Origin of the sequence: Staphylococcus delphini (genome assembly GCF_900636325.1) — a bacterium.
Taxonomy (GTDB): domain Bacteria; phylum Bacillota; class Bacilli; order Staphylococcales; family Staphylococcaceae; genus Staphylococcus; species Staphylococcus delphini.
In genome coordinates, this window is the sequence record NZ_LR134263.1 from 2,460,781 (window position 1) to 2,485,648 (window position 24,868).

Here is a 24,868-nt window from a genome sequence, read left to right on the forward strand (position 1 = left end):
GCACAGAAAAAATAGACATTGAACATTGCAATCTAAAAATACATCCAGACTGTAGTTCAACGCCTATCAATATATGCGTCTTATTATTTTTTAATCGGAATACTGTTTGTAATATCAATTCCGAGCACGAGCGGCATGATAAAGTACACGACGACGATAATCACGACAATACTGATTAAGTTCATGACAAATCCTTTGACTGCCATTTCTTTAATTTGAATTTTACCTGTACCAAAGACGATCGCGTTCGGTGGTGTCCCTACTGGCAACATGTACGCACAGTTAGCCGCCATCGCAGCAGGTGCCATTAACAATAATGGGTGGACGTCAATCGCTACAGACAGTGTCGCTAATATCGGTAAAATCATCGTAGCTGTCGCTGTATTGGATGTGATTTCCGTTAAGAACAAGATGAACACGGTAATGACCACGACGATAATAATCGGGCTGACCCCTTTTAACAACGTCAGCTGTTCACCGAGCCACGCCGCGAGTCCACTTTGTTGAATCCCTTTGGCTAAGGCTAAACCGCCACCAAATAGAATGAGTACGCCCCACGGTAATTCTTTTGCGACAGACCAATCTAAAATGCGCTTATGTTGGTGTTTCGCTGGAATTAAAAATAGTAAAATGGACACGAACATCGCAATCGTCCCATCTGCCACAAGTTCTGTGAAAGCCCATTTAGATAATAAAAATTCACGTGAAATCCATAAAAAACTCGCTAATAAAAAGACGACGAATACGACTTTTTCTTCATACTTGATTTTACCTAACGCGTCCAATTTGTCTTTGATGACCTTTTGACCGCCTGGCAATGTTTTCATATCATGACGGAATGCGATAAATTTGAAGTACAGCCATGCTAAAAATAACAGTAAAATGACTGTGGGTACACCGACAATCATCCATTTCGCAAAGCTCAGTTCACCGCCGAAGTTTGTCGCATATTGCCCTTTTAAAATGATTAACGGCGGCGTTCCAATTAGTGTGCCCAACCCTCCAATAGTGCCGGCATAACCGATACCGAGCACAAGTGAGCGTTCAAACTTTTGAATACTTTCATCACTATCCGCTTTCGTTCTCAATGCATTGGCTTCTTTAATAATCGCCAAACCAATCGGAATCATAATCATTACCGCAGCTGTGTTCGATACAAACATCGATAAACCACCTGTTGCGACCATGAAACCAAGTAAAATGCGCCCTGTACTCGTACCAATACTGCTAATAATCGTGAGCGCAATCCGTGTATGTAAGTCCCAACGTTCCATCGCAATAGCTAAAATAAAACCACCTAAGAACAGATAAATGATATCATTCCCGTATTGCGCGGATACGGTTGCACTGTTCATGACATGTCCTAACGGCAACAGCACGAGTGGCAATAAACTTGTCGCTGGAATTGGAATGGCCTCCGTAATCCACCAAATCGCAATCCAAGCTGTAATCGCAAGGACGTAAACCCCTTTGAAAGCTAAATCATCCGGCCGAACAAAAAGTAAAATCAATGCGAACAATAATGGTCCGAGGACGAGTCCGATTGCTTGAGCCAATGTGTACGATGGATCCTTCTTTTTGTCAGTAAAAAAAGTTAACAATCTTGATTCGTTTGGATTGTTCATGATACATCCCCCTTTGTTTTCAATAGAACATCCCAAATTGTATTAATTTTTTAAATAGTATAGCATATTTAACAATGCGCTATCTAGAGGAAGTTAAGCGCTTTCTATGTCAAACCTTTTTATTGCACGCCAAATGAAAATACACTTCAATAAATGATATTAAATGTTCACGCTAAAACTGATTATTATTTTTAAAAATAGGGAATTGTGATAAAGTGAAAATCATTAACAAAAGCATCATGAAAAAAACACGCCAGTTCACGTCTACTCAATGCCACTGGACGGTGTGATTAAGAAGGTGATGAGATGGAGAGATTCATTTATGCGCTTAAAATAGGATTAATCACTTTTTTAGTCTATTGCACAGCGCGCTATTTTCACCCTACGTTTGATCATTTTTATGAAACCGTGGTGTTTGCTTTGATTGTTGCCATGTTAACTGTATGTCTTTCTTTGTTTTTAATCGGAAAGCCCAACAGTTAATACATTACTAACGCCAGTATAGGTTGAAGTTTCATTTACTCCATCCATACTGGCGCTTTTCTAGTCATATACAGCCACTAACTTGAAATCTGTACACTATTTTTTAGCGGGCAACTTCAATATCGCAATCGGTTTACGAATAAATGACTTCGCCACTTGATCCGAAATTAACAATCCGACCGCAATCGCGCCAGCAATCAATGTAGCACGAACGAAAATGTCACTCGCTTCATTAAAGTTTAATGTCAACAATTGTTGTGTCGCTTTAAAGAATATACTTCCTGGCACTAACGGAATAATACCGGGCACCATGAACAGAATTACGGGTGATTTATATTGACGTGCCATGATATGCGAAATGATGCCGAGAATAAAACTGCCATATAAACTCGCGTATATGCTGTCGATACCGAATATTTCAAAAGCGATATGAAACGTTAAATAACCGAAACCGCCACATAAACCAGCCGGTAAAAACAACCGCTTCGGCGCATCATACACAAATGCAAAACAAAAAGAGGTTAAAAAGCTACATATGAAAATGAATACTATCGTCATGGTTGCCCCCTTCTACAAGATGAGAAACGCTGTCGTCACCCCTGCACCAATCGCAAATGATGTGACAATCGCTTCTAAAAATTTGGCGGTAAACATCAGCATGTGACGTCCGAATAAATCTTGAATGGCTGTCGTAATTAAGACGCCCGGTACAATCGGCATCACCGCAGCAGTAATGGTAGCACCGATATTAGGACTGCCCAACCAATGATTTAATGGTATCGCAATTAACCCAATCACAATGGCGCCTAAAAAGTCAGGAATAAATAATGTGAGTTCTTTACTTTTCATCCATTCTGTCACGAAATAACCCATTGCACCGGCAAGCACTGCAGGAAGTAAGTCGACCCATGTAGCACCCTGTAAATATAAAAAGCCCATCGAGATGAGTCCCGCAAACAACATTTTGTGTCCTAATGCATACCGCCCTTGTTCATGTTCTAATTGTTTCAACATCGCATAAGCGTCTTTAAAATCAATCGCCTGTCGTGCAATTTGACGCGAAACGTGATTCACTAAATAAATATTTCTTAAATTCGTATCGTTCTTTTTAATTCTCACCATACGGGTTTCGTGGTCAGGTGATAATGAAAAGTTAATAAAAATATTGAGCGCATAACCTTGTGTCTCTTCATACCCGTAACTTTGTGCAATCCGCGTCATCGTATCTTCCACACGCGTCGCCTCAGCACCACATTCTAATAAAATACGCCCTGCCAATGTCACCAGATTTGTAACCTCTCGATCCGTGGGTATGTATCGCGTCATCTCCGTCACCTACTTTTATATATTTCGATCTGCATCCAATTTGGAAAGGCTCATACTCTGTCGCTTAATTTAAAAATTATAACCGATTTACGATGAGATTGCTATGATAGATGATAACGCCACGCAACGATATAAAAATAGATGTCTCGCTTATAGCATCATCATTTCCTCAAACCTTTCACTTTTGTATCTACATAAGTAAGTACTTTTATTATAATATGTTTATGGAGATGATAAAAATGACTCAAACATTTAACAATGTAAGTATATCGACCGAACGCATTTTTAAAAACAGAAATAGTCAAGCGATGAGTTTAAGTAAAAAAAACGATTCAATCCGTTGATTTTGAGATTGGCGATACAGTTGAAGTACAAAAAATAAATGGTGGGCTGTTTATTACTAAAAAAAAGTATCTATTGAAGATAGTATCAAAAACTTCTTCCAAAATGGTGGTAAGTATCAAGAATCAGAAGTAGAATTCGGCGAAAGTGTAGGTCGTGAAATATGAGTATTAAACAATTTGACATCATTTACATTGATTTAAATCCAACTCGCGGTCGTGAAAAACAAAACATGAGACCTTGTTTAGTGATCAATAACCAAATGATGATTGACGGCACTGAATTTGTTTGAGTTGTACCTATCACAAATCGTGAGTTGCGTTATCCAACCGATATAGAGCTTAAAACCAAAAAAGAACTGGTATCTGGCGTAATAGATACGATTCAAATACGTGCTTTAAACTTAAACGCTCGCCAACATCACTATAAAGATGCATTACAAGACAATCTAAAAAGTAAAGTTTTAAAAGCAATACAAACATATTTAAATCCAAACTACAAAATATGATATGAATTTCTAAAAAATAGTCATAGTAAGAAGTAAACAATAAAATGTAATGACTGCTTTGATAATGCTTAAACCTAGTAGCAATTTCAAGCAACAATTCATTCACAACAACTATGCTATCCAACGAAAATGATCGATTTACCTCAATATCAAAAAAGACAGTGCCGCCCTTATATCGACGTACACTGCCTCTCTTCCTTACTGTTCAATTGTCATTAATGCATCAAAACGTGCTGTATCTAAACGGTGACCCACGAAGAAGTTGCCAAATTCACCGTAACGGGCAGTCGTTTCATCAAAGCGCATTTCATAAACGATTTTTTTGAATTGAAGCACGTCATCTGCAAATAGCGTCACGCCCCATTCGAAATCATCAAAACCTACTGAACCTGTAATGAACTGTTTAATTTTACCTGCATATTTACGACCAATCATCCCGTGATCGTACATTAACTTTTTACGTTCTTCCATTGATAACATGTACCAGTTGTATGTCTCGTTACGACGTTTGTTCATTGGATAGAAACAAATGTATTCTTTTTCTGGTAATTCTGGGTACAATCTTGCTTTTACGTGTGGGTTTTCGTATGGATCTTCATTCGAATCCCCTGCAAGATAGTTACTCAATTCTACAACAGATACGTATGAATATGTCGGAATGAAATGATCTGAAATCGCTAACTTATTGATTTCGTTTTCAATTTCAGTTAAATCTTTCATTTCTGGACGTAACACCCATAACAGTAAGTCTGCTTTTTGACCAGTTACGTTATATAACACTTGGTCACCTTGTCCCTCTGATTGTGCCTGTTTCAAGCGATCCATTAAACGATGAAACTCAGCAATCTTGTCCGCTCTATCTTCTTGAGGCACTAAACGCCAAGATGCCCAATCTATCGCATAAAATAAATGTAAACTATACCAACCATCTAAAGTCTCTGCTGCATGACTCATTCAGAACACTCCTTAGAATTATTATTATCTGTACAAACTAAATTTTATCATAAAATATTTGGACAGAACGATTTAAATGATTACAAATTAGTGTCATGGAAATCTCACTATAAATGCCGTATAATAATAGGTGGAAAATCGATGAAGGAAAGTAGAGGAGGACCATTATGTCTAGTTTATTAGATGTACTGAAAGACAAACTTTCAGGTAAAAATGTGCGTATCGTATTACCAGAAGGAGAAGATGAGCGTGTATTAACAGCTGCTGTTGATTTACAAGCTTCTGACTACGTTGCGCCAATCGTATTAGGGAATGTTGACAAAATCAAAGCACTTGCTGCAGAAAAATCTTTAAATATTGAAGGTTTAAATATCATCCAACCTGATACGAGCGACCTAAAAGCTACACTCGTTGAACAATTTGTAGAACGTCGTAAAGGAAAAGCGACTGAAGAACAAGCACAATCGTTATTAAATGATGTGAACTACTTCGGTACAATGCTTGTTTATGCAGGTCATGCTGACGGTTTAGTGAGCGGTGCAGCCCACTCAACAGCAGACACTGTTCGTCCAGCACTTCAAATCATCAAAACAAAACCAGGTGTTTCTAAGACATCAGGTGTTTTCTTCATGATTAAAGAAGATCAACAATTTATTTTCGGTGACTGTGCGATTAACCCTGAATTAGCCGCATCAGACTTAGCTGAAATTGCGGTTGAAAGTGCGAAAACAGCACAAAGCTTCGGCATGGACCCACGCGTGGCAATGTTAAGCTTCTCAACAAAAGGTTCTGCAAAATCAGATGACACTGAAAAAGTTGCTGAAGCTGTAAAATTGGCACAAGAAAAAATCGACGCTGAAAACTTATCAGACGTCATCATTGATGGTGAATTCCAATTTGACGCTGCAATCGTACCAGAAGTGGCGAAGAAAAAAGCACCTGATGCAAAAATCCAAGGTGACGCGAACGTATTTATTTTCCCAAGTCTTGAAGCAGGTAACATTGGTTACAAAATTGCGCAACGTTTAGGCGGTTATGATGCCATTGGTCCTGTCCTACAAGGTTTAAACTCACCAGTGAATGACTTATCACGCGGTAGCTCTACAGAAGACGTTTACAACTTATCTATTATTACAGCAGCTCAAAGTTTACAATAATGGATTTAGCACACAAATATTTTAATGGTCACACATGGCGCTATGTGGACCATTCTTCTGGTTTAGAGCCCATGCAGTCTTTCGCATTTGACGACACCTTTTCAGAAAGTGTCGGTGCGGACTTATCTCCTAGTGTTGTGCGGACATGGGTACATCAACATACGATTATTTTAGGCATTCACGATTCACGTTTGCCTTATTTGAAAGATGGCATTCAATATTTGACAGATGAACGTGGTTATAATGCGATTGTGCGTAATTCAGGCGGTCTTGGTGTCGTCTTAGATCAAGGTATTTTAAACATTTCCTTAATGTTCAAAGGGAAAACTGAAGTGACCATTGATGAGGCCTTTACGGTCATGTATTTATTGATGAGTCAAATGTTTGAAGATGACTTTACGGAGATTGCGACACATGAAATTACGCATTCGTATTGTCCAGGCAAGTTTGATTTAAGTATTAACAATCAAAAATTTGCCGGTATTTCACAACGCCGTGTTCGTGGTGGCATCGCCGTTCAAATTTACTTGTGCGTCGAAGGTTCAGGAAGTGAGCGTGCAGAACTGATGCGTGCTTTTTATGAACGCGCACTAAAAGGCGAAACGACGAAATTCACTTATCCAGACATTCATCCGTCTAGTATGGCGTCATTGCAAGAATTGCTCGGCCGTCCAATCACCGTGCAAGATGTCATGTTTAAACTGCTCTATGCGATTAAAGATTTAGGTGGCAGCTTAAATATGGATCCGATGACGCCTCACGAATGGGAACGGTATGAGCATTATTATGAACGCATGCTCGATCGTAACGCGAAAATGAATGCAAAATTGGATTTAATTGAATAGTAGCTATTCATTAAAAAATGGGATGCGGACAAAAATATCTGCATCCCATTTTTTAACATAGAGAACCAAAAGTAGGCTTACCATAATATCCTGTAATATTTTCACCTCAAAATAACGACTCTTTTATTAGCATGCTATAGATAAACCTAGTTTCGTATCACTGAATTAATTTTTCGCTAAAAGCCTTGTACATTGAAACAGAAAAACTACAACTTATCATTACAATACGAAACATCGTGCCTCTTTGCATTTCGTATATTTACCTCTTTTTAACCATATTTACTTCGCTAATGATCAAATTAATCGACAAAAAGAAGGACCACTAAGATCTCAATGTATCTCATCAGTCCTCTTTCTATGTCTTAATCATTCAGAATGTAAAAGTAGCGCCTTTTCATTTACAGTTTTTGTGTTTTTACTAATTAATTAATATGATCGTTCGCATTATGATTTGATTGAAATGCCTTTTATTTTATCTCTGACACGTTGAAACTCTGACCATGCTTGAACTGCTGGATCATCAAAGCCCTAATATTCTTTTTGACATGTGGCAGCAAGATAGAACCGTGCGCCTCTGCATGATGACATAGCGTGACCACTAAATCCAAACTGTCATAGCACAATCAAGCACTGGCTAGTTGAGGCAAATCCTAAGAACGCGAGTCCATAAGGGCAATCAACTCACCATATATCTTCAAAAAACAATCACCCTCTAAACATCACATGATTTTAATATTGGCAATGCACTGCTTTACAGAAACTTGTCTTTTCCTCTATACTGAAAAAATTGCCCCAATGGACGAGACTCTTGAGGGATCAGACGCAGCCGAAAATCCAATTTGGCTTCTATCCAGTGTACACTTTAATCAAGCCAAATTTAGTTGAGGCAAATCCTAAGAACGCGAGTCCATAAAGGCAATCATTAATTAATATAGTTAAGAGGAAATCGCAAGTTTCTACCTAACAAAGCAGCACACTGACTATTCGTTTGAAATGTAATGTGATTTGCCCTTTAAGAAGAAACTTAAAATGAGCGCTAAACCACTTAAAGCCGTCGCGACCCAGAACGCACTGTTGACCCCATCAACAGACGCAAGCTGATTTACGAATTTAATAATAGCCCCCATTGCTTGTTCTTGACCACCAAGTTGTTGCGCCAAGGCTTGCAAGCTATCTTGAATCGTTGGATTTGTACGGTCTAAATCTTGTTGGAATGTTGCCAAATGGGATTCGGTTTGTTGTGTCATCACTGTCACTAAGATTGCCGTACCAATTGAGCCGGCTAATTGTCTCATCGTATTCACTAAGGCGTTACCATGAGAGATTAAACGTGACGGCAATGCGTTCATTCCTGCTGTCATAATCGGCATCATCACAAAACTCATACCGAACGAACGGATAATATAAATCATTAAAATACTACGATAAGGTGTATCCATCGTTAATTGTGTCAGTTCCCAAGTACCATATGTTGTAATGGCCAAACCGATAATCGTAATCGGCTTAATCCCAATCGTATCAAGCAATTTACCAGCTATAGGGCCCATCACACCCATAATTAATGCACCTGGTAACAGTAATAACCCCGAGTCTAGCGCTGAGAAACCTCTTAAACTTTGTAAATAAAGTGGTAGTAAAATCATACCACCGAAAAGACTCATTGTGAGAATCATATTGATCACTGCAGTTAATGTAAATCCTGAATATTTAAGTACTTCAAAATTCAACATTGGCGCTTTCATTGTCATTTCGCGCACGACAAACGCCACCGTAAAGCTGATTCCGATAATAAACATGATGACAATTTTTGTAGACGTCCAGCCATCGTTCCCCGCTTCACTAAAGCCGTATAACAATGCACCGAAACCAATTGTACTGAAAATGATACCCGGAATATCTGCTTTTGGATTCGTCGTTTTTTGATAAATGCCGAACCATGCAAACGCAAGTGCGAGTGAAATAATCCCGACGATAAACATACCGAAGAACATCGTATGCCAGTCATAGTTTTCGATAATATAACCTGACAGTGTAGGTCCAATGGCTGGTGCTAAAATCATCGCAATCCCCATTGTTCCCATGGCCATACCACGTTTTTCAGGTGGGAAGATTGTCATAAACACATTCGTACCTAATGGCATGAGCACCCCTGCACCCATCGCTTGAAGGACACGACCGACCATCATAATCGGAAAGCTCCAAGCGAAACCACAGACGAGCGAGCCTACCGTAAATATCAACATCGCAGTTAAGAATAAGCGGCGATATGAATATTTGTTAAATAAGAATGCACTAATTGGAATCAAAATCCCGTTCACTAACATAAAGCCTGTCATCAACCATTGTCCTGTTGAAGCAGAAATATTAAAGTCTGTATTGATTCGAGGTAGTGCTGTGTTTAACAATGTTTGGTTCAAAATAGAGATGAACATCCCGAAAATCATCGCGACTAAAATTTTGCCACGTGTGACACCTTTTTTAAAGACATAACTTTGAGTGGCATCCGCTACTTTTTCATTTACTGGTTGACGGTCAGCTTTGGCTTGATCCGCTGTCGCATGTCGACGTGCGTCATCATTTTCATCAGATGTTGTATGAGACGCGTCCTCTTCAGTTTCACTTTGACGTGTCGAAGCTGCTGCTGAATGCTGATCATCTTCATCTAAACGAAAAGTATGTGTCGTTGGATGTACATCACGTTCGGATTGCATGGTGTCTGATGTGACGTCACGATGTTGTTGAGAAAGTGATTTCTTCCTTCTACCTCGAATGATCGTCCAGTTCAGTATGATAATCACAATAAGAGCAATTATGGTGTAAATCATCATAAACATGTGATGACCCCCTCTCTTAATTTTTGTGAATACTTACTTCAGCGTTCATGCCTGGAACAACACCGTTAGAAGGTTGGCTGTTTAATTTGATTTTAACAGGCACCACTTGTGTCACCTTTGTGTAGTTGCCGTCACTATTCGATGATGGCATTAATGAAAAGCTTGAGGCAGTTGCATGACCGATTTGATCAACTTTACCTTTTACTTTTGCGTCTTGACCATCAATCGTCACATCAACATCTTGACCATTTTGAACGTCTTTTACTTCTGTTTCGTCAATATTTGCTGTGATATATAAGTCGTCGAGATCATAAGCATAAGCAATCGGTTGACCTGCTTGCGCGATACCGTCTTCTTGACCATCTAATTTTGCGATAGTCCCAGCTTTAGGCATCGTAATCGTCATCGTTTGTGGCGCTTCACCTTGACTTGCACCTTGTACTTTCGCGACAGTATCCCCTTTTTTCAATGTGTCGCCTTCACGAACATCTAAGCTACTAATTTTTCCTGACGCTGGGCTGGCAATTTTAATTTGGTCCCCATCCACTTGTGCGTTGTCTGTTTTAATATAGTTCACAGATTGATTGTAGAAATAAAATCCTACAACACCGATGATAATTAACACGATAATCGTAACAATGTTAATCATGACTAATTTCTTCATTTTTACTACTCCCTTTCTCAATCAATTCAACTTCTGTATTATAAGATAATTCACTTTTGAAAAATACAGACAATCATTACAAATGTGTCGGATTGAAATTTATAATATAATAATGATGGTGATAATATGGGAAAAACAAAGTTAAAAGCAAGACGGCGCATCGTGAGGGCAATGATTGAATTGTTAAAAACGGAACCTCTTGATGCGATTACAATTAAAGAAATTTGTGCAGAGAGTGGCGTTCATCGTTCAACATTTTACGCCCAGTTTGAAGATAAATATCAATTGTTTGATGTTTTGACGACATATCATATGGCAAAGTATGAAAAGCTTATTTTGTATACGTCAAATGTGATTGAGTCTTACCCGTTAGAAGAGGCAAAAGCGCGTATCATCAAAACATTTCGTTTACTGTTTAAATATATGAAACGCCACCAAACTTTTTTCATGACCATTATCGTGACACAACCGCAATTAAAAGCCATTCATCAATATTTACAATTTACACGTGATGCTTATGAAAAGCTATTAAATCAACTGCCGCAATTGCAACAATCCAAATATTTTATCAACTATACGATTGGCGGTGAACTTGCACTCATTTACAGTTGGCTCATGCAAGGTTGCCAAGAATCTCCTGACGATATGGCACAAATTTTATACTCAAATATTATTAAAATGGGAAGGTAGTTTCACTGTTGTTGATGTCACAAGTATGCTATCCTGCGATTCATACACCTAAGTTCTAGCTGAGATGAACCTATAAAAAGAGAGAAGCGAGGTTATCCATTATGGCATCCAAAGCTACGAAGCAACGTATCATTGAATTAGATGCGCTACGAGGAATCAGTTTGTTCGGTATTTTACTGATGAATATTCTAGTTTTTAGTTTCCCTTATAACCATACACGTCTAGATCTTGCACTCCAAGGCGTCAATGGCTTTTTATTTCGACTCGTATCGCTATTTGTCATCGATTCTTTTTATCCTATTTTTTCTTTCTTATTCGGCTTTAGTTTAATGTTGATTTATAAAAGTACGCATCAACGTGGCATTGCTTTCAAGCCTGTTATGCTACGGCGACTGCTATTTTTGATGATGATAGGCTTATTACATGGCTATTTGTTATTTTCAGGAGACATTTTATTGACGTACGCCGTTATGGGGTTTGGCGCGATGTGGTTGACCCAGTTCTCGATAAAAAAGCTTAAAAAACTTGCCATCATTTTATTTGGCATTAAAGTAGTCGTTTGGGGATTGCCTTTTCTCATTATGGGATGGCTCACGAAAGCAAAATTACCTTTAAGTGGGGGCGACCAAGCAGAATTACAAGCATTAGTCCAAGCCAAAACGAGTCCACATTACATGGATTTCTTCATTTATAATGCACAAGATAACTTCGCTAACCTCATCACTACATTGACGGCAGACTGGATCGATATCTTTCCTTATTTATTGATAGGCATGGCTGCGATGAAAGGCAACTTAGTCGAATGGGTGAAACAACATCCAGCACACGCGACACAAATAGGCAGTCTCTTTATTATTATCGGGACGGGGCTTAAGTTTATCGGGGCTTATATCATCACGAACCCTGGTTATATGATGTTTAGTTTTACTATAGGCGGGCCCTTGTTCTCTGTCGGCATCGTACTTCTCTTTTTCCGCGTCATGCAGTATACAGCGGCTCAAAAGTTACTCAAGCCGTTTCGTTATCCTGGAAAAATGAGCTTGTCCGTCTATTTAACTCAATCTATTGTTTGCGTATTATTCTTTGCTGGATTCGGTTTTGGCTTTTACAATCAATTGCCACTTTACCAAACTTACCTTTTTGCGCTCGCTTTGTTTTTTATACAAGTCGTCATATGTTATGTGTATCAACGTCATTTTACACAGGGGCCGTTCGAATGGCTGTGGCGTAAAGTCACATATTTCGGCGTCAAAACGATGTCATCAAAATAAGCGCAAACGTTAAACAGGCCTGTTCGATCATTCATAGTCGCTACGCTATCAATGTGAACAGGCCCTTTTATTGGAGAACTTTTTGAAAATGAAAAACACAAAATGATATGTTTACTGTCATATCTTTTGCTTACCCTTACTGTATCATGTTTTGAATCATTTTGGGATACAAATATTAGAAATTTATTGATTTTTTATGAATTGTCTCACAAAAGATGTAACATTTACACATATCGGGTATCATCTACCACATGATCAAAATCACGTTTCAAATATTCATAATAATTCATACTCACGAATTGGTCGCCATCTCTTTCGTCTTCATGTTTGACACCAACGAAACGAAATCCCACTTTTTCTGCCACACGATTACTCCCAATATTAAGTACATTCGCACGCAATTCTAATTTATTGAGGTGATAATCCGTAAATGCAATATCGCATAATTTGCGTACTGCAGCGGTTGTTATCCCTTGACCATTTGCACTTTTCGCAAGCCAGTAACCGACTTCTGCCTTACGTGTTTTTTCATTCCAAGCATGTAAATCAATAGTCCCAATGAGTTGATCTTGTTTATAAATCAAGAAAAATAGCGCTTTCCCCTCTGCAACTAAGTTTAACGTTTGTTGCATAAATGCCGCTTCTTCTTCCACAGAGGTCATCGTTTCAGCCCATGGTAAAAATATTTTGAGATGGTCTCGATTTTGATCGACAACTTTATAAAGCGCTGGTGCATCCTTAAGTGTTGGGTAAACAAAATCAATGTCGTCATTCACAGCGAGTCTGAAATGTTGCATCCCACTCACCCCTTTTTAGTTTTTTGATTATTATACACAAATACAACAATTAAAACAATATGTCTTCAAACAGTAGTTCACAAGCATTTACATCAATCGCAATCTATAAAACGCATTTTTTTAATGCAATTTTTCAATATTTAGGTTATCATTTATTTTCCAACTGTCGAAATTCGTTGTTATAAAAAAATAAAACAGGGGTATAAGAATATTCAGGGGTGAAAAATAATGAAAAAAAAGAATCAAAAACCTGATCGTGGTGATCTCCAACAAAACCTTTCAGAAAAATTTGTTTGGGCCATTGCTTATGGTTCATGTATCGGTTGGGGTTCGTTCATCTTACCAGGTGACTGGATTCAATCATCCGGACCTATTGCCGCATCAATCGGTATCTTTATCGGTGCCTTATTAATGATTGTTATCGCGGTAAGTTACGGTGCATTAGTGGAACGCTTTCCTGTGTCAGGTGGCGGCTTTGCATTTAGCTTTTTAGGATTCGGGCGTTATGTCAGCTTTTTCTCAGCATGGTTTTTAACGTTTGGATACATATGTGTCGTCGCGTTAAATGCGACAGCGTTCAGTTTATTAATTAAGTTTTTACTGCCAGATGTGATTGAATTTGGCAAACTTTATACGATTGCAGGTTGGGATGTCTACATTACTGAAATTTTAATTGCATCTATCCTTTTACTCGTTTTTATGTTGATTGCGATTAAAGGGGCAAGCGTTTCAGGTTCATTGCAATATTATTTCTGTGTTGCGATGGTCGTGGTCGTCGTATTACTTTTTATCGGATCATTCTTTGGTTCTAACTATTCATTAGATAATTTAAAACCTTATAATGGGACACATTATGGATGGTTCCAAGCGATTATTATGATTGTCGCAGTCGCACCGTGGGCCTACGTCGGTTTCGATAATATCCCACAAACTGCAGAAGAATTTGACTTCTCACCGAATAAAACATTTAAATTAATCGTTTATAGTTTACTTGCAGCGAGCTTGACCTATATCTTAATGATTTTATATACAGGCTGGTTGTCAGGTGGTAGTAGTGACTTATGGTTGACCGGTTCTGTCACACGAGAAGCATTCGGTACAATCGGACTTGGCGTACTCAGTATTGCGATCATTATGGGGATTTTTACCGGTTTAAACGGCTTCTTGTTAAGCTCAAGTCGTCTGTTATTCTCAATGGGTCGCTCAGGTATTATGCCGTCGTTATTTAGTAAATTACACAAAAGATATAAAACGCCATACGTTGCGATTATGTTCTTGGTTGCGATTACATTGATTGCACCATGGTTAGGCCGTACTGCATTAACATGGATTGTCGATATGTCATCTACAGGGGTGTCTATCGCCTACCTTGTGACATGTCTTGCAGCCGCGAAATTGTTTAGCTTTAATAAAAATAGTCAAACATACGGACCAGTGTATAAAGTCTTTGCGATTATTGGCTCAATTTTTGCCTTGATCTTTTTACTGTTATTATTGTTACCATTTTCACCGGCGTCGTTATCTATGCCATCCTACATTGCGTTAGGGGGTTGGACGATTCTCGGATTGGTGTTCTTCTTTATTCGTTTTCCAAAATTGCGTCGTATGGATAAAGATGAGCTGACACAATTGATTTTGGATACGAGAAAACGTGATGTTGAAAAAATGATAGAAGAATAATTGATTTTGAAATGTTGAAAGCAAGATGCACATCAGATTAAGCGAAACTGAGGGCAAGTTTATGAAATCAATAGCATCAATTTTTCGTATCTCATTCTCCCTCATTTTCCAACTACTTTAAAATCAATTAATCAGTCAAAAATATATGAATGGATTGAGGCTTAAAATTTTTATGTCCTAATCCATTCTTTGTTTTTGTCGGTATCAACAATGTGTAAATTAAGTTGAATTACGCACACTCCATTTTTTCCAACAAAAAAAGACAGACGTTTGCCTGTCTTTTCCAACTTGATTCGATTGAACTTATAATTTAAAAGCTGCGATGGCAAGCATGAGCCAGCTAATGACAAACAAAATGCCACCAATTGGCGTAATTGCACCAAGCACGCTCACTTGCGTTAAGGATAAGATATACAGTGAACCACTAAAGAACACGATACCGAAAAACATGAGCCAACCTGCCCAGCCGACGTTAAGGTTCAGTGCACCACCGATAATGCCAATCAGTATCAGACCTAATCCATGATACATCTGATATGTTGTCGCTTTTTCCCATACTGACATATAATGTTCTGATAATTTCCCGTCTAATGCATGCGCACCGAAAGCCCCTGTACCCACTGCCATTAAAGCGTTCAGTGCACCTAAAATAATAAATACTTTCACAATATTTCCTCCTCATCAAAGTGACCATTAAAAATCAAAAATTGAAGCACCATTGCCTATTTCATCATCCGTCACCATACGTTGATCAGATGTCGTTTGTGCGGTTGCGCTAGAAGATGATACTTTACCGCCCATCATTCGAATCTCTTCATCTGTCACTTGTGCCGACGCTTGTTTTTTCGGTGTGACGGCTGAAGATGAACGTGATGGTGTACTTGTCTCTTGCCCCGTATACAGCGCCGTTAAAGCATGAATGGCATACATATGTTTTTCAAAAGCTGCATCAGTCGTCGCGGCGTCTGCTTGAACCAATTCGTGTTCCAACAGTTGAATCAGTTTGTCTTTATTCATACGTTTCCTCCTTTTGTTCACACCAATGGATTGGCGCTAAACCTTGTGCTTCAAGATAGGCATTGGTTTTGGAATACGGTTTAGAACCAAAAAAGCCTCTATGTGCCGACAATGGACTTGGATGTGGTGATTTAATGACGTAGTGGCGCGATGTATCAATCAATCGTTCTTTTTGTTGTGCCGGTCTGCCCCACAATACAAAGACGACACCTTTTTTATGATCAGATATCGCTTGGATGATTTCATTCGTAAATGTTTCCCAGCCAATATCTTTATGTGAATGTGCTTGACCTTGACGTACTGTCAGCACCGTATTCAATAACAGCACACCTTCTCTCGCCCAATCTTGTAAATGTGGCGACGTCCGTTGACAACCGATATCGTCAGCCAACTCTTGATACATGTTTCGCAATGAAGGTGGAAATTTCGCACCCGGTTGCACTGAAAATGCTAAACCATGTGCTTGATTCGGACCATGATAAGGATCTTGTCCTAATATTACCACTTTGACATTTTCGAATGGCGTGAGGTCAAAAGCTTGATAAATATTTTTTCGCTCGGGGTAAACAATTTGCGTCGTATATTCTTTTTCTAAAAAGTCATGCATCGCTTTAAAATCATGCTTTTCTTTAATTTCATGAAATATTGTTGACCAATCCATCTTCTTCACCTCAGCCACATTTTAACATAATTTCGCCTCACTCACCGCTATGATTCAATAAACATTTTTATAGCAGCCTTTCAACGCGCATGCTAAAATGGTGAACATAAGCATATTGTAGTGTACAGCAGTTACCATCCTCATTATGGTATGATGTAACAGATGTACAATTGAAGGAGTGAATGAATGATGGCTTTGAAAAAAGTATTAACGATTGCAGGATCAGACACAAGTGCGGGCGCGGGAATGCAAGCCGATTTAAAAACATTTCAAGAGTTAGACACGTACGGTATGGTTGCACTTGCGGCAATTGTCACAATGGATAAAGAAACTTGGTCACATGATGTGAGCCCTATCCCATTTGATGTGTTCAACAAGCAACTTGAAACAGTCATTAGCGTAGGACCGGATGCAGTCAAAACAGGTATGCTCGGTAGCGAAGAAATCATCCAACGTGCCGGAGAAGCATACACAGAATCAGGCGCAAAAAATTTCGTAGTAGACCCTGTTATGGTATGTAAAGGTGAAAATGAAGTGCTTAACCCGGGAAATACTGAAGCAATGATTAAGTATTTATTACCGAAAGCAACTGTTGCGACACCGAACCTTTTTGAAGCAGGTCAACTATCAGGTTTAGGTACGTTAAAATCAATTGAAGATATGAAAAAAGCAGCGAAAATCATTCACGAGCAAGGTGCACAACACGTGGTGATTAAAGGTGGTAAAGCGTTAGATCAAGATAAATCATACGACTTATACTATGATGGCAACAAATTCTATCAATTAACAACAGACATGTTCCAACAAAGTTACAACCACGGAGCAGGCTGTACATTTGCGGCGGCGACAACAGCCAACTTAGCGAATGGGCAAACACCAAAAGAAGCCGTGATTAATGCGAAAGCGTTCGTAGCTTCTGCCATTAAAAATGGTTGGAAAATGAACGATTTTGTCGGTCCTGTCGATCATGGTGCGTCAAATCGTGTTGAACAAATTGAAGTAGAAGTGACAGAAATTTAATTTTCTGAGCATGCGGATTCAAAGATCCACGGGGTTGGTCGATCTACTTCTCTCTACTCTACTCTACAACTAATCGAGTAGGAGAATAGCCATTAATTGACTACTCGTCCTCTCACACCACCGAGCGTACGGTTCCGTACTCAGCGGTTCAATATCTTGCGTAAGCCAACTCTGCAAGCTGGGCTAATGGTATTAATCCCCACTTGTAGAGTTGTTTTGTTGTAAGTACACGATGAACCTCGTGCGTGTTCGATAACCGCCAGTATTTCTTACGAGGATGGGACATAACCCCCCCTTGTTTGCTAAAAAAGCTCTGATTAGATGTTGAAAAACATTTAATCAGAGCTTTTTAGATATTACTTAAAAAAATAAAGCACTTCCCGTATAATTATTAATAACCACAAAAATAATAGACAGGGGTGCTTTATATGTACAAAAATTATAACATGTCTCAACTTACACTTCCACTAGAAACTGAGATGTCTTTTCCAGAAAATGATGTCGTATTCGTAATCAACAAGCTGGTAGAATCTATTCCCCAAGAAGCTTTTAATCCATATTATAACCAAAGAGGTCCTTCATCATACCACCCAAAAATGATGTTGAAAATTATATTGTATAGTTATGCCAATTCTGTTTTTTCAGGGCGAAGAATCGAGCACCTCTTAAAAGATAGTTGCCGAATGATGTGGCTTGCGCAAGGTCAAACCCCAACTTATAGAACAATCAATCGCTTTAGAGTGAATCCCCATATGATGGAATTTCTACATATTTTATTCGTCGGTTTAAGAGCACAGTTATTAGAAGATCAACTCATTACAGAGGATGTCATTTATATTGATGGCACAAAAATAGAAGCCAATGCGAATAAGTATACATTCCAGTGGCTGGCTAATACGAAGCGTTTTAGTCAGTCTGTCATTGAAAAATCAACGGCATTATATGAACAACTCGTTTCTGAAGAGATTATTCCTGAAATCAAGCGTGAATCTGGACATGAATTAACAAGTGAAGAACTGAATCAAATAGAGACGCATTTAGGTCATAAAAATGATGCGCTCACGTCTGAAATTGAAACAACTCAAGATGTAGAGACAAGAAAAAACCTTAGAAAAGAAAGAAGTAAAGTGAGACAAAGTAAGAAGGCTATCCAAGATTTTAAGGACCGTAAATTAAAATATGACAAGCAAATGGAAATTTATGGCGACAGAAAAAGTTATTCTAAGACTGATCATGATGCGACTTTCATGAGAATGAAAGATGACCATATGAGAAACGGTCAGTTGAAACCGGGTTACAATCTACAGATAGCTACCAATAATCAATTCGTTTTAGCTTTTGGTGTTTATAGTTATCCAGATGATACAAGAACGCTCGAACCATTTTTAAAATCAATTCACAAATGATATGGTGACATTCCAAAGTATATCGTGGCAGATGCAGGTTACGGAAGTGAATACAACTATACCATAATACTCGATGAATTTGAGAAAACACCTTTAATCACTTATAGTATGTACCTCAAAGAGAAGCAGCGTAAATATAAAAACAATCCATTGATTACTGCTAACTGGGAATACAACGAGGTAGGAGATGATTATATATGTCCGAATAAGAAGACATTACATTTCCAGAGTTACAGAAAGAGAAGAGATGGATACGGTATTCAAAGAGATTTTAAATGAGATGCATGTTAAGAGTGTGTGGGCTGTCCATTACGAAGTCAATGTATGAAGCAAAGCACTAATCCCAAGACAAGTAAAAGTTTATTTGTCTTGGGATTATTTTAAAGCCTTCACAAATAAGCAGCTTTCAGATCCAAAAACGAAGCACATTTATCAAAAGAGAAAGATAGATGTTGAATCAACTTTTGGAAATCTGAAGGCTAATTTGGGTTTTCAAAGATTATCGGTTCGCAATCAATCAAAAGTTGAGTGTGAACTTGGCATCGCACTCATAGCAGTAAATATACGAAAACTGGCTAAAACCAGTGCTCATTTTCGTTCGCTAATAAGAAAAAAGCCATCAAATTCTAAAAAATGAATTTTGACGGCTTTTTCTTAATGGAGCTGAAGGTCTATGTCCCATCCCCCTTTTTATTTTTTGTCATAACATCAAATATCTATAAGTTCATCTAACAAAAAATTAGGATTGTTCATCATTTTATTATTTTTATTATAATATATTTGCAATATAATCCCAGCACCTCCTGTTGAATAATCACAAGACGCTTTATATAATTGCTCTCCAAGAAAATGTTTGTATTCACCCTTATTTATTATGTGTAATTTCATACTAGTTTCAAATTGAGAGATTATTTCTGTTGCTTTTAGTACTAAGTCTTCATCTTTTATGTACTTTATTACATCTGTTAAAAAACTTATTATGCCGGCCATACCTCTCATATATCCGGAAAATAAAGTGATTTTATAGTCACAAGAAAGTACAATTTTTTCAATTATTTCCAAATACTTTTTGTCTTTTGTTACTAAAAACAATCGAATAGCAACAATACCTACTCCAGCTATACCATCATATATATATGGAGAATTAACGATTCTATCATTTTTCTCAAAATTTCTTTTTATACCTAAATAACATTTATCTTTTATCATATTATTATATTCTATATCAAAATATTTTATTGCAGTATTTAGCACCTTAATATCCATTGTTATTTTATAGTAGTATATTAAAGATAAAGAAATACCAGATATGCCTTCTCCATATCCCGTAAGCAACTCGTTAAAGTTTACATCTTTCATCATATAAGAAGCTAAATAATTTGCATACTCTAAATAATTTTTATCCTGTGTTTCAACATATATTTTTATACTGGTCATTAACATTCCTGCATTTCCATAAAACATGCCGTTGTCTTTAGATATTTTATAAAGTACTTTTTCTTCAAATAATTGTTTGCCAATTTCTTTATAACCCAATTCAAATAAAACCCAACATATACCAGAAAATCCCATAAAAATACCTTTAGGTATATTATCACATTTGAATAATTTGAATATTATTTTATCATCAATTATTTTATTGATGTATACTATGTTTTCGTTATTTATTTTATACAAAGAATATAAAACGCCAAAAAGCCCATGTGATACACTATATTTATTTGTATTATATACATGAGGATCAGCAGGAAAAAAAACTCCTTCTTCATTTGAGAATTCTGCCATTATACTATTAGAAATCAAATTAATATAACTATATAATGATTCTTTTGAATTTTCTTTGCTTGCACTTTTTATACCACCAAAAGATAGATTGATAATTCTTTGTACGTATGGAAAATCATCTGTTATATGTCTAAAAATGTCTAATATTTCACAATATTTTTCATCAAAATAATGCATTATATTATTCAACGGAAAAATTGACGTTACAATTAATGTATCAAATTTGTTTCTATCATTTTCTATGGGATTCTTTGATGTGTTATTAAAACCTGGTGTTATCATCGTCTTATGGCCTTCTCTAAAATCAGATAACTCTATACATGTCTCTAAGTCTATCATTTTAACTTCTAATGATTTTTCATTAATTATGAAGTTATTGAATGATAAGTCTCCAATCACTATATCTTTTGTATGAAACTTTTGGACTATAGACTTTATTTGTATCATAATTTCAAACATATTTTTAAAGTAACTCTTATTTATTCTTTTATCGCTTTTTGGCCTCATTAAAGGATTATATTTTAAAATGTATTCTTTCAAAGTTACTCCATTAATATACTCTTCTATCAAATATGTGTTGCCATTATCCTCAAGTATTCCATAAACTTCAGGAACATTTTTTGTATAGGATAGTTTCAAAAGCAAATTATATTCGTTTTTCAATCTTTCGGAAAAGTATATCAAATTATAATCTAACCCTGTGTAGTTACGAGCTTCTTTAATCACAACTTTAGTCCTTTTATCCTTAGAATAACCTATATAGACACCACCTCCACTTGAAAAGTGTAATACATCATTAATACTATAGTTAGACAATAGAATTGATATGGTGTCTTCATTTAAAAATTCTAAAAAGTCAGGTTTCTTTATAAAATCATATTCTTGATAATAAGGTTTTCTTACATCTTTAATTAATGATTCTTTATTTTTTACTATAAAATTTTCAAAAACTCCTTTTTCATTCATCAGAGTAATAGGATAGTATTCTCCATATCTTAAATAAATGTTATTTTTATAATGTAAGTCTGTCAAAATATATGGTCCCTCAAATTTATCTAGACACTTAGATAATTCCTTCAAATGAATTTCTAAATCTCCTAATTCTTCAATATACACCGTTATAAATTTCCCTGCAGAAACTCTAGAAATTTCCTTACTATTCATTAATACAAAATTATTAAATGTTGAATTAAATTTAAAGTTTAATTTAATTTTATCACAATAATTTGCGACGATTTTCAGAACTGTTTGTAGATTTTTAACAGTTGCCGATATATGTATTTTCCATATAGATGTATGCAAAGTAGAAGTATAATGTATATATGTCCACGGATCTTTGTGATACACATTATGTATATTTCTTAAATACATAGAGTCATAAAATAAATAATCATCATCAATATTTCCTTTCTTATAAAAAAATGTGTCATAAGAACTGAATCTAAAGTGATTTGAATATTTAGGATCTTGCATCTAATTCACCTCTGTTACTTTTACATTTTTGATTTCGTAAGTCTTATTGTAATAGTTTGATTCTATACTTTCATCATGTGTAATTTCAATGACTGTTTCAATTTGTTGGTGTATGATACCTCTTATAAAATCTGCATTTTCTTTATCTAATCCTGCAGAAAATTCATCGAGTAGCACAAACTTTGGCTTTCTAATCATAATACGTGCCAATGCAATCCTCATCTTTTGCCCCCCTGACAAACGATTTCCACTGACACCTGTATGATATTCTAATCCATGTGTCTGAACGAAATTACTTAAATGACATTGCTCAATTACATTATCGAGTTGATCATCATCAAACGATTCGCCTAATGTAATGTTAAATAGTATGGACGCATTAAATATAAAAGGGCTTTGTTCGAAATAATGAATAGAATGAACTAAATCAATAAAATGCATTTGTTGTGAATCTTTATTGTTAAAAACTAATTGTCCTTTTTGTGGTCGCTCAAGTAACAATAGCAGTTTGAAAAAAGTAGATTTGCCACTTCCTGAAGGTCCTTTTAATAAGATATGATCTCCTTGATTAATCGTTAAATGTACATGTTCAAATATGATGCGGTCACCATATTGATGCAAGATGTCCTCAAACTTTATAGGAAGAAGCGTCGAGACCGGTCTATTTGAAATATTTTGCACGTCACTATTCTCATGAGTGAGTGAGGCGATAAAATGATCATATTTACGAACAATCGTATTTGAGGACCGCAGTTTATTATAATAATCTATCGCATTGACAGCTGGCGTAACGATGCGATCACTCGCCAAATAAACTGCCATTAAAGCAGCCAAAGAAAGGTGACCTTCAATTACGAAAAGTCCTCCGATAAATAAAGGGACAAACGAACTCACACCAGATAATAAGTGCGTCACCCAATTCGACTGATAAAGATTTTTCTGCACGGTATAGTTACTTTTTTCTAGATGATGCAATCGATTTGTTAAAGCAGACTGGAAGAAAGACTGTTTATTAAATAATCTTATCGTTGTCAACGCACTAAAATATTCATTGAGACGATCTACAAATTGAGAAGAATCCGAAGACCATGTATCTGTGGACTGTTTGACTTTATTTTTATAGAGCTTAGGCGTAATCACAGGGATAGTAGAAAAGAGTATAAATAATAAACCAAGCTGATAATCAATCACAAGGACATACGTGGCAGAGATGAAAGAAAAACTGACACAGTATATAAATAAAAACAAAGATTTGATATAGTTGGTTTCAAGAAATTTGAAATCATTGATAATAAAACTTAATAAATCGGCACGCATAGATGCATGGTTTCCTGAAAAGTATTTTCGTATCATTTTTCCTTTATATGTATGATTGAAGTCTAGAATATATTTTTGTTGGTACAGATTCCATAGGTATAAACCAGTTCGAATTGTACAGTAACCGATGATACCGAAAGTAAAATAATGGATGAGTGAGGAAAGACTTTTGATTTCAACCGAACGAATGATACCAGCCACTAGCGTCGGAATCACCAAGCCATCCAAAGCCGTAATCAACATAAAAACATAAATGAGAAATAGTTTGGGTTGTAGTAATTTAATTTTCATCTTTATCACCTATAAAATAAAACGATAAAAGCTTTCGAACCTTTTATCGCATTATTATTTATTAATGACAGCAAATATAAATATATATATTATCTAAATAAATTATATTAATTTTACACATGATATTTCACTTAAAATACAATAATTAGCTAATACACTAGATTTTTAGTTACAACTCTGCCCGTTTGTTCATGTAGTTCTTCCCTTTATAAATACCATTAATGAATTGGATCCGGTCCATTACACGATGAGGCTCCACAAGAAGTACAACTATTTTCCAAATAGTCAAATGTTTCTAATATTTTTAGTGTTTGTAATTCTAATAATTTGTCCATATTAATCGTCTCCTTTTAAATACTATCAATGAATTGGATCTGGCCCATTGCACGATGAAGCTCCGCATGAGGTACAACTAGCCTCAAAATAGTCGAACGTTTCCGATTTAATTTGTAGGCGTTGTAAATTTAAAAGTGTAATCATATGAATAACCTCCCAAAAAGTGTATATACTCACGATTACATTTTATCACACTTAACAACCAAAGTAAACAGAAAATTTCTGAAATTTTGAAAAGAGTGAATATTTCGTTGCTTTGAGTGTATTCGAAACATAAAAAATTCATCAATAATTACTCACCAAAATTATATTGGCGCTTGAACCTATGAATTATACCCCAATTTCAGCTTTGCAAATATAATAAAGAGAATTATCCATTCTCTCAA

General features: G+C 36.5%; 18 protein-coding genes and 5 pseudogenes. 9 read left to right on the forward strand and 14 right to left on the reverse strand.

What is annotated here, in order from left to right; genetic code table 11:
* Window positions 1-83: 83 nt before the first annotated feature.
* The 3 genes from EL101_RS11600 to EL101_RS11610 all read right to left on the reverse strand — a co-directional run bounded on the left by EL101_RS11600 (window position 84) and on the right by EL101_RS11610 (window position 3,434).
* Complete coding sequence (locus tag EL101_RS11600) at window positions 84-1,625, reverse strand: SLC13 family permease (RefSeq protein ID WP_096597726.1); 1,542 nt, start codon at window positions 1,623-1,625, stop codon at window positions 84-86.
* A 579-nt stretch (window positions 1,626-2,204) separates the two neighbouring features.
* Window positions 2,205-2,666: a threonine/serine exporter family protein gene (locus tag EL101_RS11605; protein ID WP_019166289.1), complete on the reverse strand. Its 462-nt coding sequence runs from the start codon at window positions 2,664-2,666 to the stop codon at window positions 2,205-2,207.
* 12 nt (window positions 2,667-2,678) lie between these two features.
* Window positions 2,679-3,434, reverse strand: a complete 756-nt coding sequence (locus EL101_RS11610) for a threonine/serine exporter family protein (RefSeq protein ID WP_179299326.1) — start codon at window positions 3,432-3,434, stop codon at window positions 2,679-2,681.
* A 239-nt stretch (window positions 3,435-3,673) separates the two neighbouring features.
* On the opposite strand from EL101_RS11610, the pseudogene EL101_RS13725 reads away from it, so the two are divergent.
* Together EL101_RS13725 and EL101_RS11620 are read left to right on the forward strand one after the other, a co-directional pair.
* Window positions 3,674-3,943 (forward strand): annotated as a pseudogene (locus EL101_RS13725) (AbrB/MazE/SpoVT family DNA-binding domain-containing protein).
* A pseudogene (locus EL101_RS11620) lies at window positions 3,940-4,284 on the forward strand (type II toxin-antitoxin system PemK/MazF family toxin). Before EL101_RS13725 ends, EL101_RS11620 begins: the two co-directional pseudogenes overlap by 4 nt.
* Before the next feature lie 198 nt (window positions 4,285-4,482).
* On the opposite strand, the gene hemQ reads toward EL101_RS11620, so the two are convergent.
* Window positions 4,483-5,238, reverse strand: a complete 756-nt coding sequence (hemQ, locus tag EL101_RS11625) for a hydrogen peroxide-dependent heme synthase (RefSeq protein WP_096597730.1) — start codon at window positions 5,236-5,238, stop codon at window positions 4,483-4,485.
* A 167-nt stretch (window positions 5,239-5,405) separates the two neighbouring features.
* On the opposite strand from hemQ, the gene pta reads away from it, so the two are divergent.
* Both pta and EL101_RS11635 read left to right on the forward strand, forming a co-directional pair.
* Complete coding sequence (gene pta, locus EL101_RS11630) at window positions 5,406-6,395, forward strand: phosphate acetyltransferase (protein WP_096597732.1); 990 nt, start codon at window positions 5,406-5,408, stop codon at window positions 6,393-6,395.
* A complete protein-coding gene (locus EL101_RS11635; protein ID WP_096597734.1) occupies window positions 6,395-7,240 on the forward strand; it encodes a lipoate--protein ligase family protein in 846 nt (281 codons plus the stop codon). The genes pta and EL101_RS11635 overlap by 1 nt, the downstream gene beginning before the upstream one ends.
* A 444-nt stretch (window positions 7,241-7,684) precedes the next feature.
* On the opposite strand, the pseudogene EL101_RS13595 reads toward EL101_RS11635, so the two are convergent.
* The 3 genes and pseudogenes from EL101_RS13595 to EL101_RS11645 form a co-directional block, all read right to left on the reverse strand.
* Window positions 7,685-7,845: pseudogene (locus EL101_RS13595) on the reverse strand (low molecular weight phosphatase family protein); the annotation flags it as partial.
* A gap of 375 nt (window positions 7,846-8,220) precedes the next feature.
* Entirely contained in the window at window positions 8,221-10,074 is a 1,854-nt protein-coding gene (locus tag EL101_RS11640) for a DHA2 family efflux MFS transporter permease subunit (protein ID WP_096597736.1), read from the reverse strand.
* Window positions 10,075-10,090: 16 nt separating this feature from the next.
* Entirely contained in the window at window positions 10,091-10,738 is a 648-nt protein-coding gene (locus EL101_RS11645) for an HlyD family efflux transporter periplasmic adaptor subunit (protein ID WP_096540368.1), read from the reverse strand.
* Window positions 10,739-10,864: 126 nt separating this feature from the next.
* Here EL101_RS11645 and EL101_RS11650 point away from each other — a divergent pair, with 126 nt between their 5' ends.
* Window positions 10,865-11,428 (forward strand): TetR/AcrR family transcriptional regulator, encoded by a 564-nt coding sequence (locus EL101_RS11650; RefSeq protein WP_096597738.1) that lies wholly within the window; start codon window positions 10,865-10,867, stop codon window positions 11,426-11,428.
* A 101-nt stretch (window positions 11,429-11,529) separates the two neighbouring features.
* Window positions 11,530-12,699: a DUF418 domain-containing protein gene (locus tag EL101_RS11655; RefSeq protein WP_096597740.1), complete on the forward strand. Its 1,170-nt coding sequence runs from the start codon at window positions 11,530-11,532 to the stop codon at window positions 12,697-12,699.
* 224 nt (window positions 12,700-12,923) lie between these two features.
* Here the strand turns inward: EL101_RS11655 and EL101_RS11660 are convergent, their stop codons facing one another.
* Complete coding sequence (locus EL101_RS11660; protein WP_096597742.1) at window positions 12,924-13,496, reverse strand: GNAT family N-acetyltransferase; 573 nt, start codon at window positions 13,494-13,496, stop codon at window positions 12,924-12,926.
* A 228-nt stretch (window positions 13,497-13,724) separates the two neighbouring features.
* Here EL101_RS11660 and EL101_RS11665 point away from each other — a divergent pair, with 228 nt between their 5' ends.
* Window positions 13,725-15,176: an APC family permease gene (locus EL101_RS11665; protein WP_096597744.1), complete on the forward strand. Its 1,452-nt coding sequence runs from the start codon at window positions 13,725-13,727 to the stop codon at window positions 15,174-15,176.
* A 303-nt stretch (window positions 15,177-15,479) separates the two neighbouring features.
* Here the strand turns inward: EL101_RS11665 and EL101_RS11670 are convergent, their stop codons facing one another.
* Genes EL101_RS11670 through EL101_RS11680 form a run of 3 tightly spaced genes read right to left on the reverse strand, consistent with a single transcriptional unit; the run spans window position 15,480 to window position 16,854 of the window.
* Window positions 15,480-15,842, reverse strand: coding sequence for a DUF423 domain-containing protein (locus tag EL101_RS11670; RefSeq protein ID WP_096540378.1), 363 nt, complete (start codon window positions 15,840-15,842; stop codon window positions 15,480-15,482).
* 27 nt (window positions 15,843-15,869) lie between these two features.
* On the reverse strand, window positions 15,870-16,193 hold the full coding sequence (locus tag EL101_RS11675; protein WP_096597746.1) for a DUF5327 family protein: 324 nt from the start codon (window positions 16,191-16,193) through the stop codon (window positions 15,870-15,872).
* Window positions 16,186-16,854: a uracil-DNA glycosylase gene (locus EL101_RS11680; RefSeq protein ID WP_096540382.1), complete on the reverse strand. Its 669-nt coding sequence runs from the start codon at window positions 16,852-16,854 to the stop codon at window positions 16,186-16,188. The genes EL101_RS11675 and EL101_RS11680 overlap by 8 nt, the downstream gene beginning before the upstream one ends.
* 189 nt (window positions 16,855-17,043) lie before the next feature.
* Between EL101_RS11680 and thiD the strand changes: the two genes are divergently transcribed.
* Window positions 17,044-17,874, forward strand: a complete 831-nt coding sequence (gene thiD / locus EL101_RS11685; protein ID WP_096597830.1) for a bifunctional hydroxymethylpyrimidine kinase/phosphomethylpyrimidine kinase — start codon at window positions 17,044-17,046, stop codon at window positions 17,872-17,874.
* 148 nt (window positions 17,875-18,022) lie between these two features.
* On the opposite strand, the pseudogene EL101_RS13850 reads toward thiD, so the two are convergent.
* Window positions 18,023-18,160, reverse strand: a pseudogene (locus tag EL101_RS13850) (group II intron reverse transcriptase/maturase); the annotation flags it as partial.
* Between the two features lie 142 nt (window positions 18,161-18,302).
* On the opposite strand from EL101_RS13850, the pseudogene EL101_RS13855 reads away from it, so the two are divergent.
* Window positions 18,303-19,917: pseudogene (locus tag EL101_RS13855) on the forward strand (IS1182 family transposase).
* Window positions 19,918-19,988: 71 nt separating this feature from the next.
* Here the strand turns inward: EL101_RS13855 and EL101_RS11700 are convergent.
* Window positions 19,989-22,538, reverse strand: coding sequence for a class III lanthionine synthetase LanKC N-terminal domain-containing protein (locus tag EL101_RS11700; protein ID WP_096597748.1), 2,550 nt, complete (start codon window positions 22,536-22,538; stop codon window positions 19,989-19,991).
* On the reverse strand, window positions 22,539-24,146 hold the full coding sequence (locus EL101_RS11705; RefSeq protein ID WP_096597750.1) for an ATP-binding cassette domain-containing protein: 1,608 nt from the start codon (window positions 24,144-24,146) through the stop codon (window positions 22,539-22,541).
* Window positions 24,147-24,868 lie beyond the last annotated feature (722 nt).

Bases quoted from the DNA above. Each gene is read 5' to 3' on its own strand.
- EL101_RS11600 (WP_096597726.1), bottom strand. From the start codon at position 1,625: ATGAACAATCCAAACGAATCAAGATTGTTAACTTTTTTTACTGACAAA.
- EL101_RS11605 (WP_019166289.1), bottom strand. From the start codon at position 2,666: ATGACGATAGTATTCATTTTCATATGTAGCTTTTTAACCTCTTTTTGT.
- EL101_RS11610 (WP_179299326.1), bottom strand. From the start codon at position 3,434: ATGACGCGATACATACCCACGGATCGAGAGGTTACAAATCTGGTGACA.
- hemQ (WP_096597730.1), bottom strand. From the start codon at position 5,238: ATGAGTCATGCAGCAGAGACTTTAGATGGTTGGTATAGTTTACATTTA.
- pta (WP_096597732.1), top strand. From the start codon at position 5,406: ATGTCTAGTTTATTAGATGTACTGAAAGACAAACTTTCAGGTAAAAAT.
- EL101_RS11635 (WP_096597734.1), top strand. From the start codon at position 6,395: ATGGATTTAGCACACAAATATTTTAATGGTCACACATGGCGCTATGTG.
- EL101_RS11640 (WP_096597736.1), bottom strand. From the start codon at position 10,074: ATGTTTATGATGATTTACACCATAATTGCTCTTATTGTGATTATCATA.
- EL101_RS11645 (WP_096540368.1), bottom strand. From the start codon at position 10,738: ATGAAGAAATTAGTCATGATTAACATTGTTACGATTATCGTGTTAATT.
- EL101_RS11650 (WP_096597738.1), top strand. From the start codon at position 10,865: ATGGGAAAAACAAAGTTAAAAGCAAGACGGCGCATCGTGAGGGCAATG.
- EL101_RS11655 (WP_096597740.1), top strand. From the start codon at position 11,530: ATGGCATCCAAAGCTACGAAGCAACGTATCATTGAATTAGATGCGCTA.
- EL101_RS11660 (WP_096597742.1), bottom strand. From the start codon at position 13,496: ATGCAACATTTCAGACTCGCTGTGAATGACGACATTGATTTTGTTTAC.
- EL101_RS11665 (WP_096597744.1), top strand. From the start codon at position 13,725: ATGAAAAAAAAGAATCAAAAACCTGATCGTGGTGATCTCCAACAAAAC.
- EL101_RS11675 (WP_096597746.1), bottom strand. From the start codon at position 16,193: ATGAATAAAGACAAACTGATTCAACTGTTGGAACACGAATTGGTTCAA.
- EL101_RS11680 (WP_096540382.1), bottom strand. From the start codon at position 16,854: ATGGATTGGTCAACAATATTTCATGAAATTAAAGAAAAGCATGATTTT.
- thiD (WP_096597830.1), top strand. From the start codon at position 17,044: ATGGCTTTGAAAAAAGTATTAACGATTGCAGGATCAGACACAAGTGCG.
- EL101_RS11700 (WP_096597748.1), bottom strand. From the start codon at position 22,538: ATGCAAGATCCTAAATATTCAAATCACTTTAGATTCAGTTCTTATGAC.
- EL101_RS11705 (WP_096597750.1), bottom strand. From the start codon at position 24,146: ATGAAAATTAAATTACTACAACCCAAACTATTTCTCATTTATGTTTTT.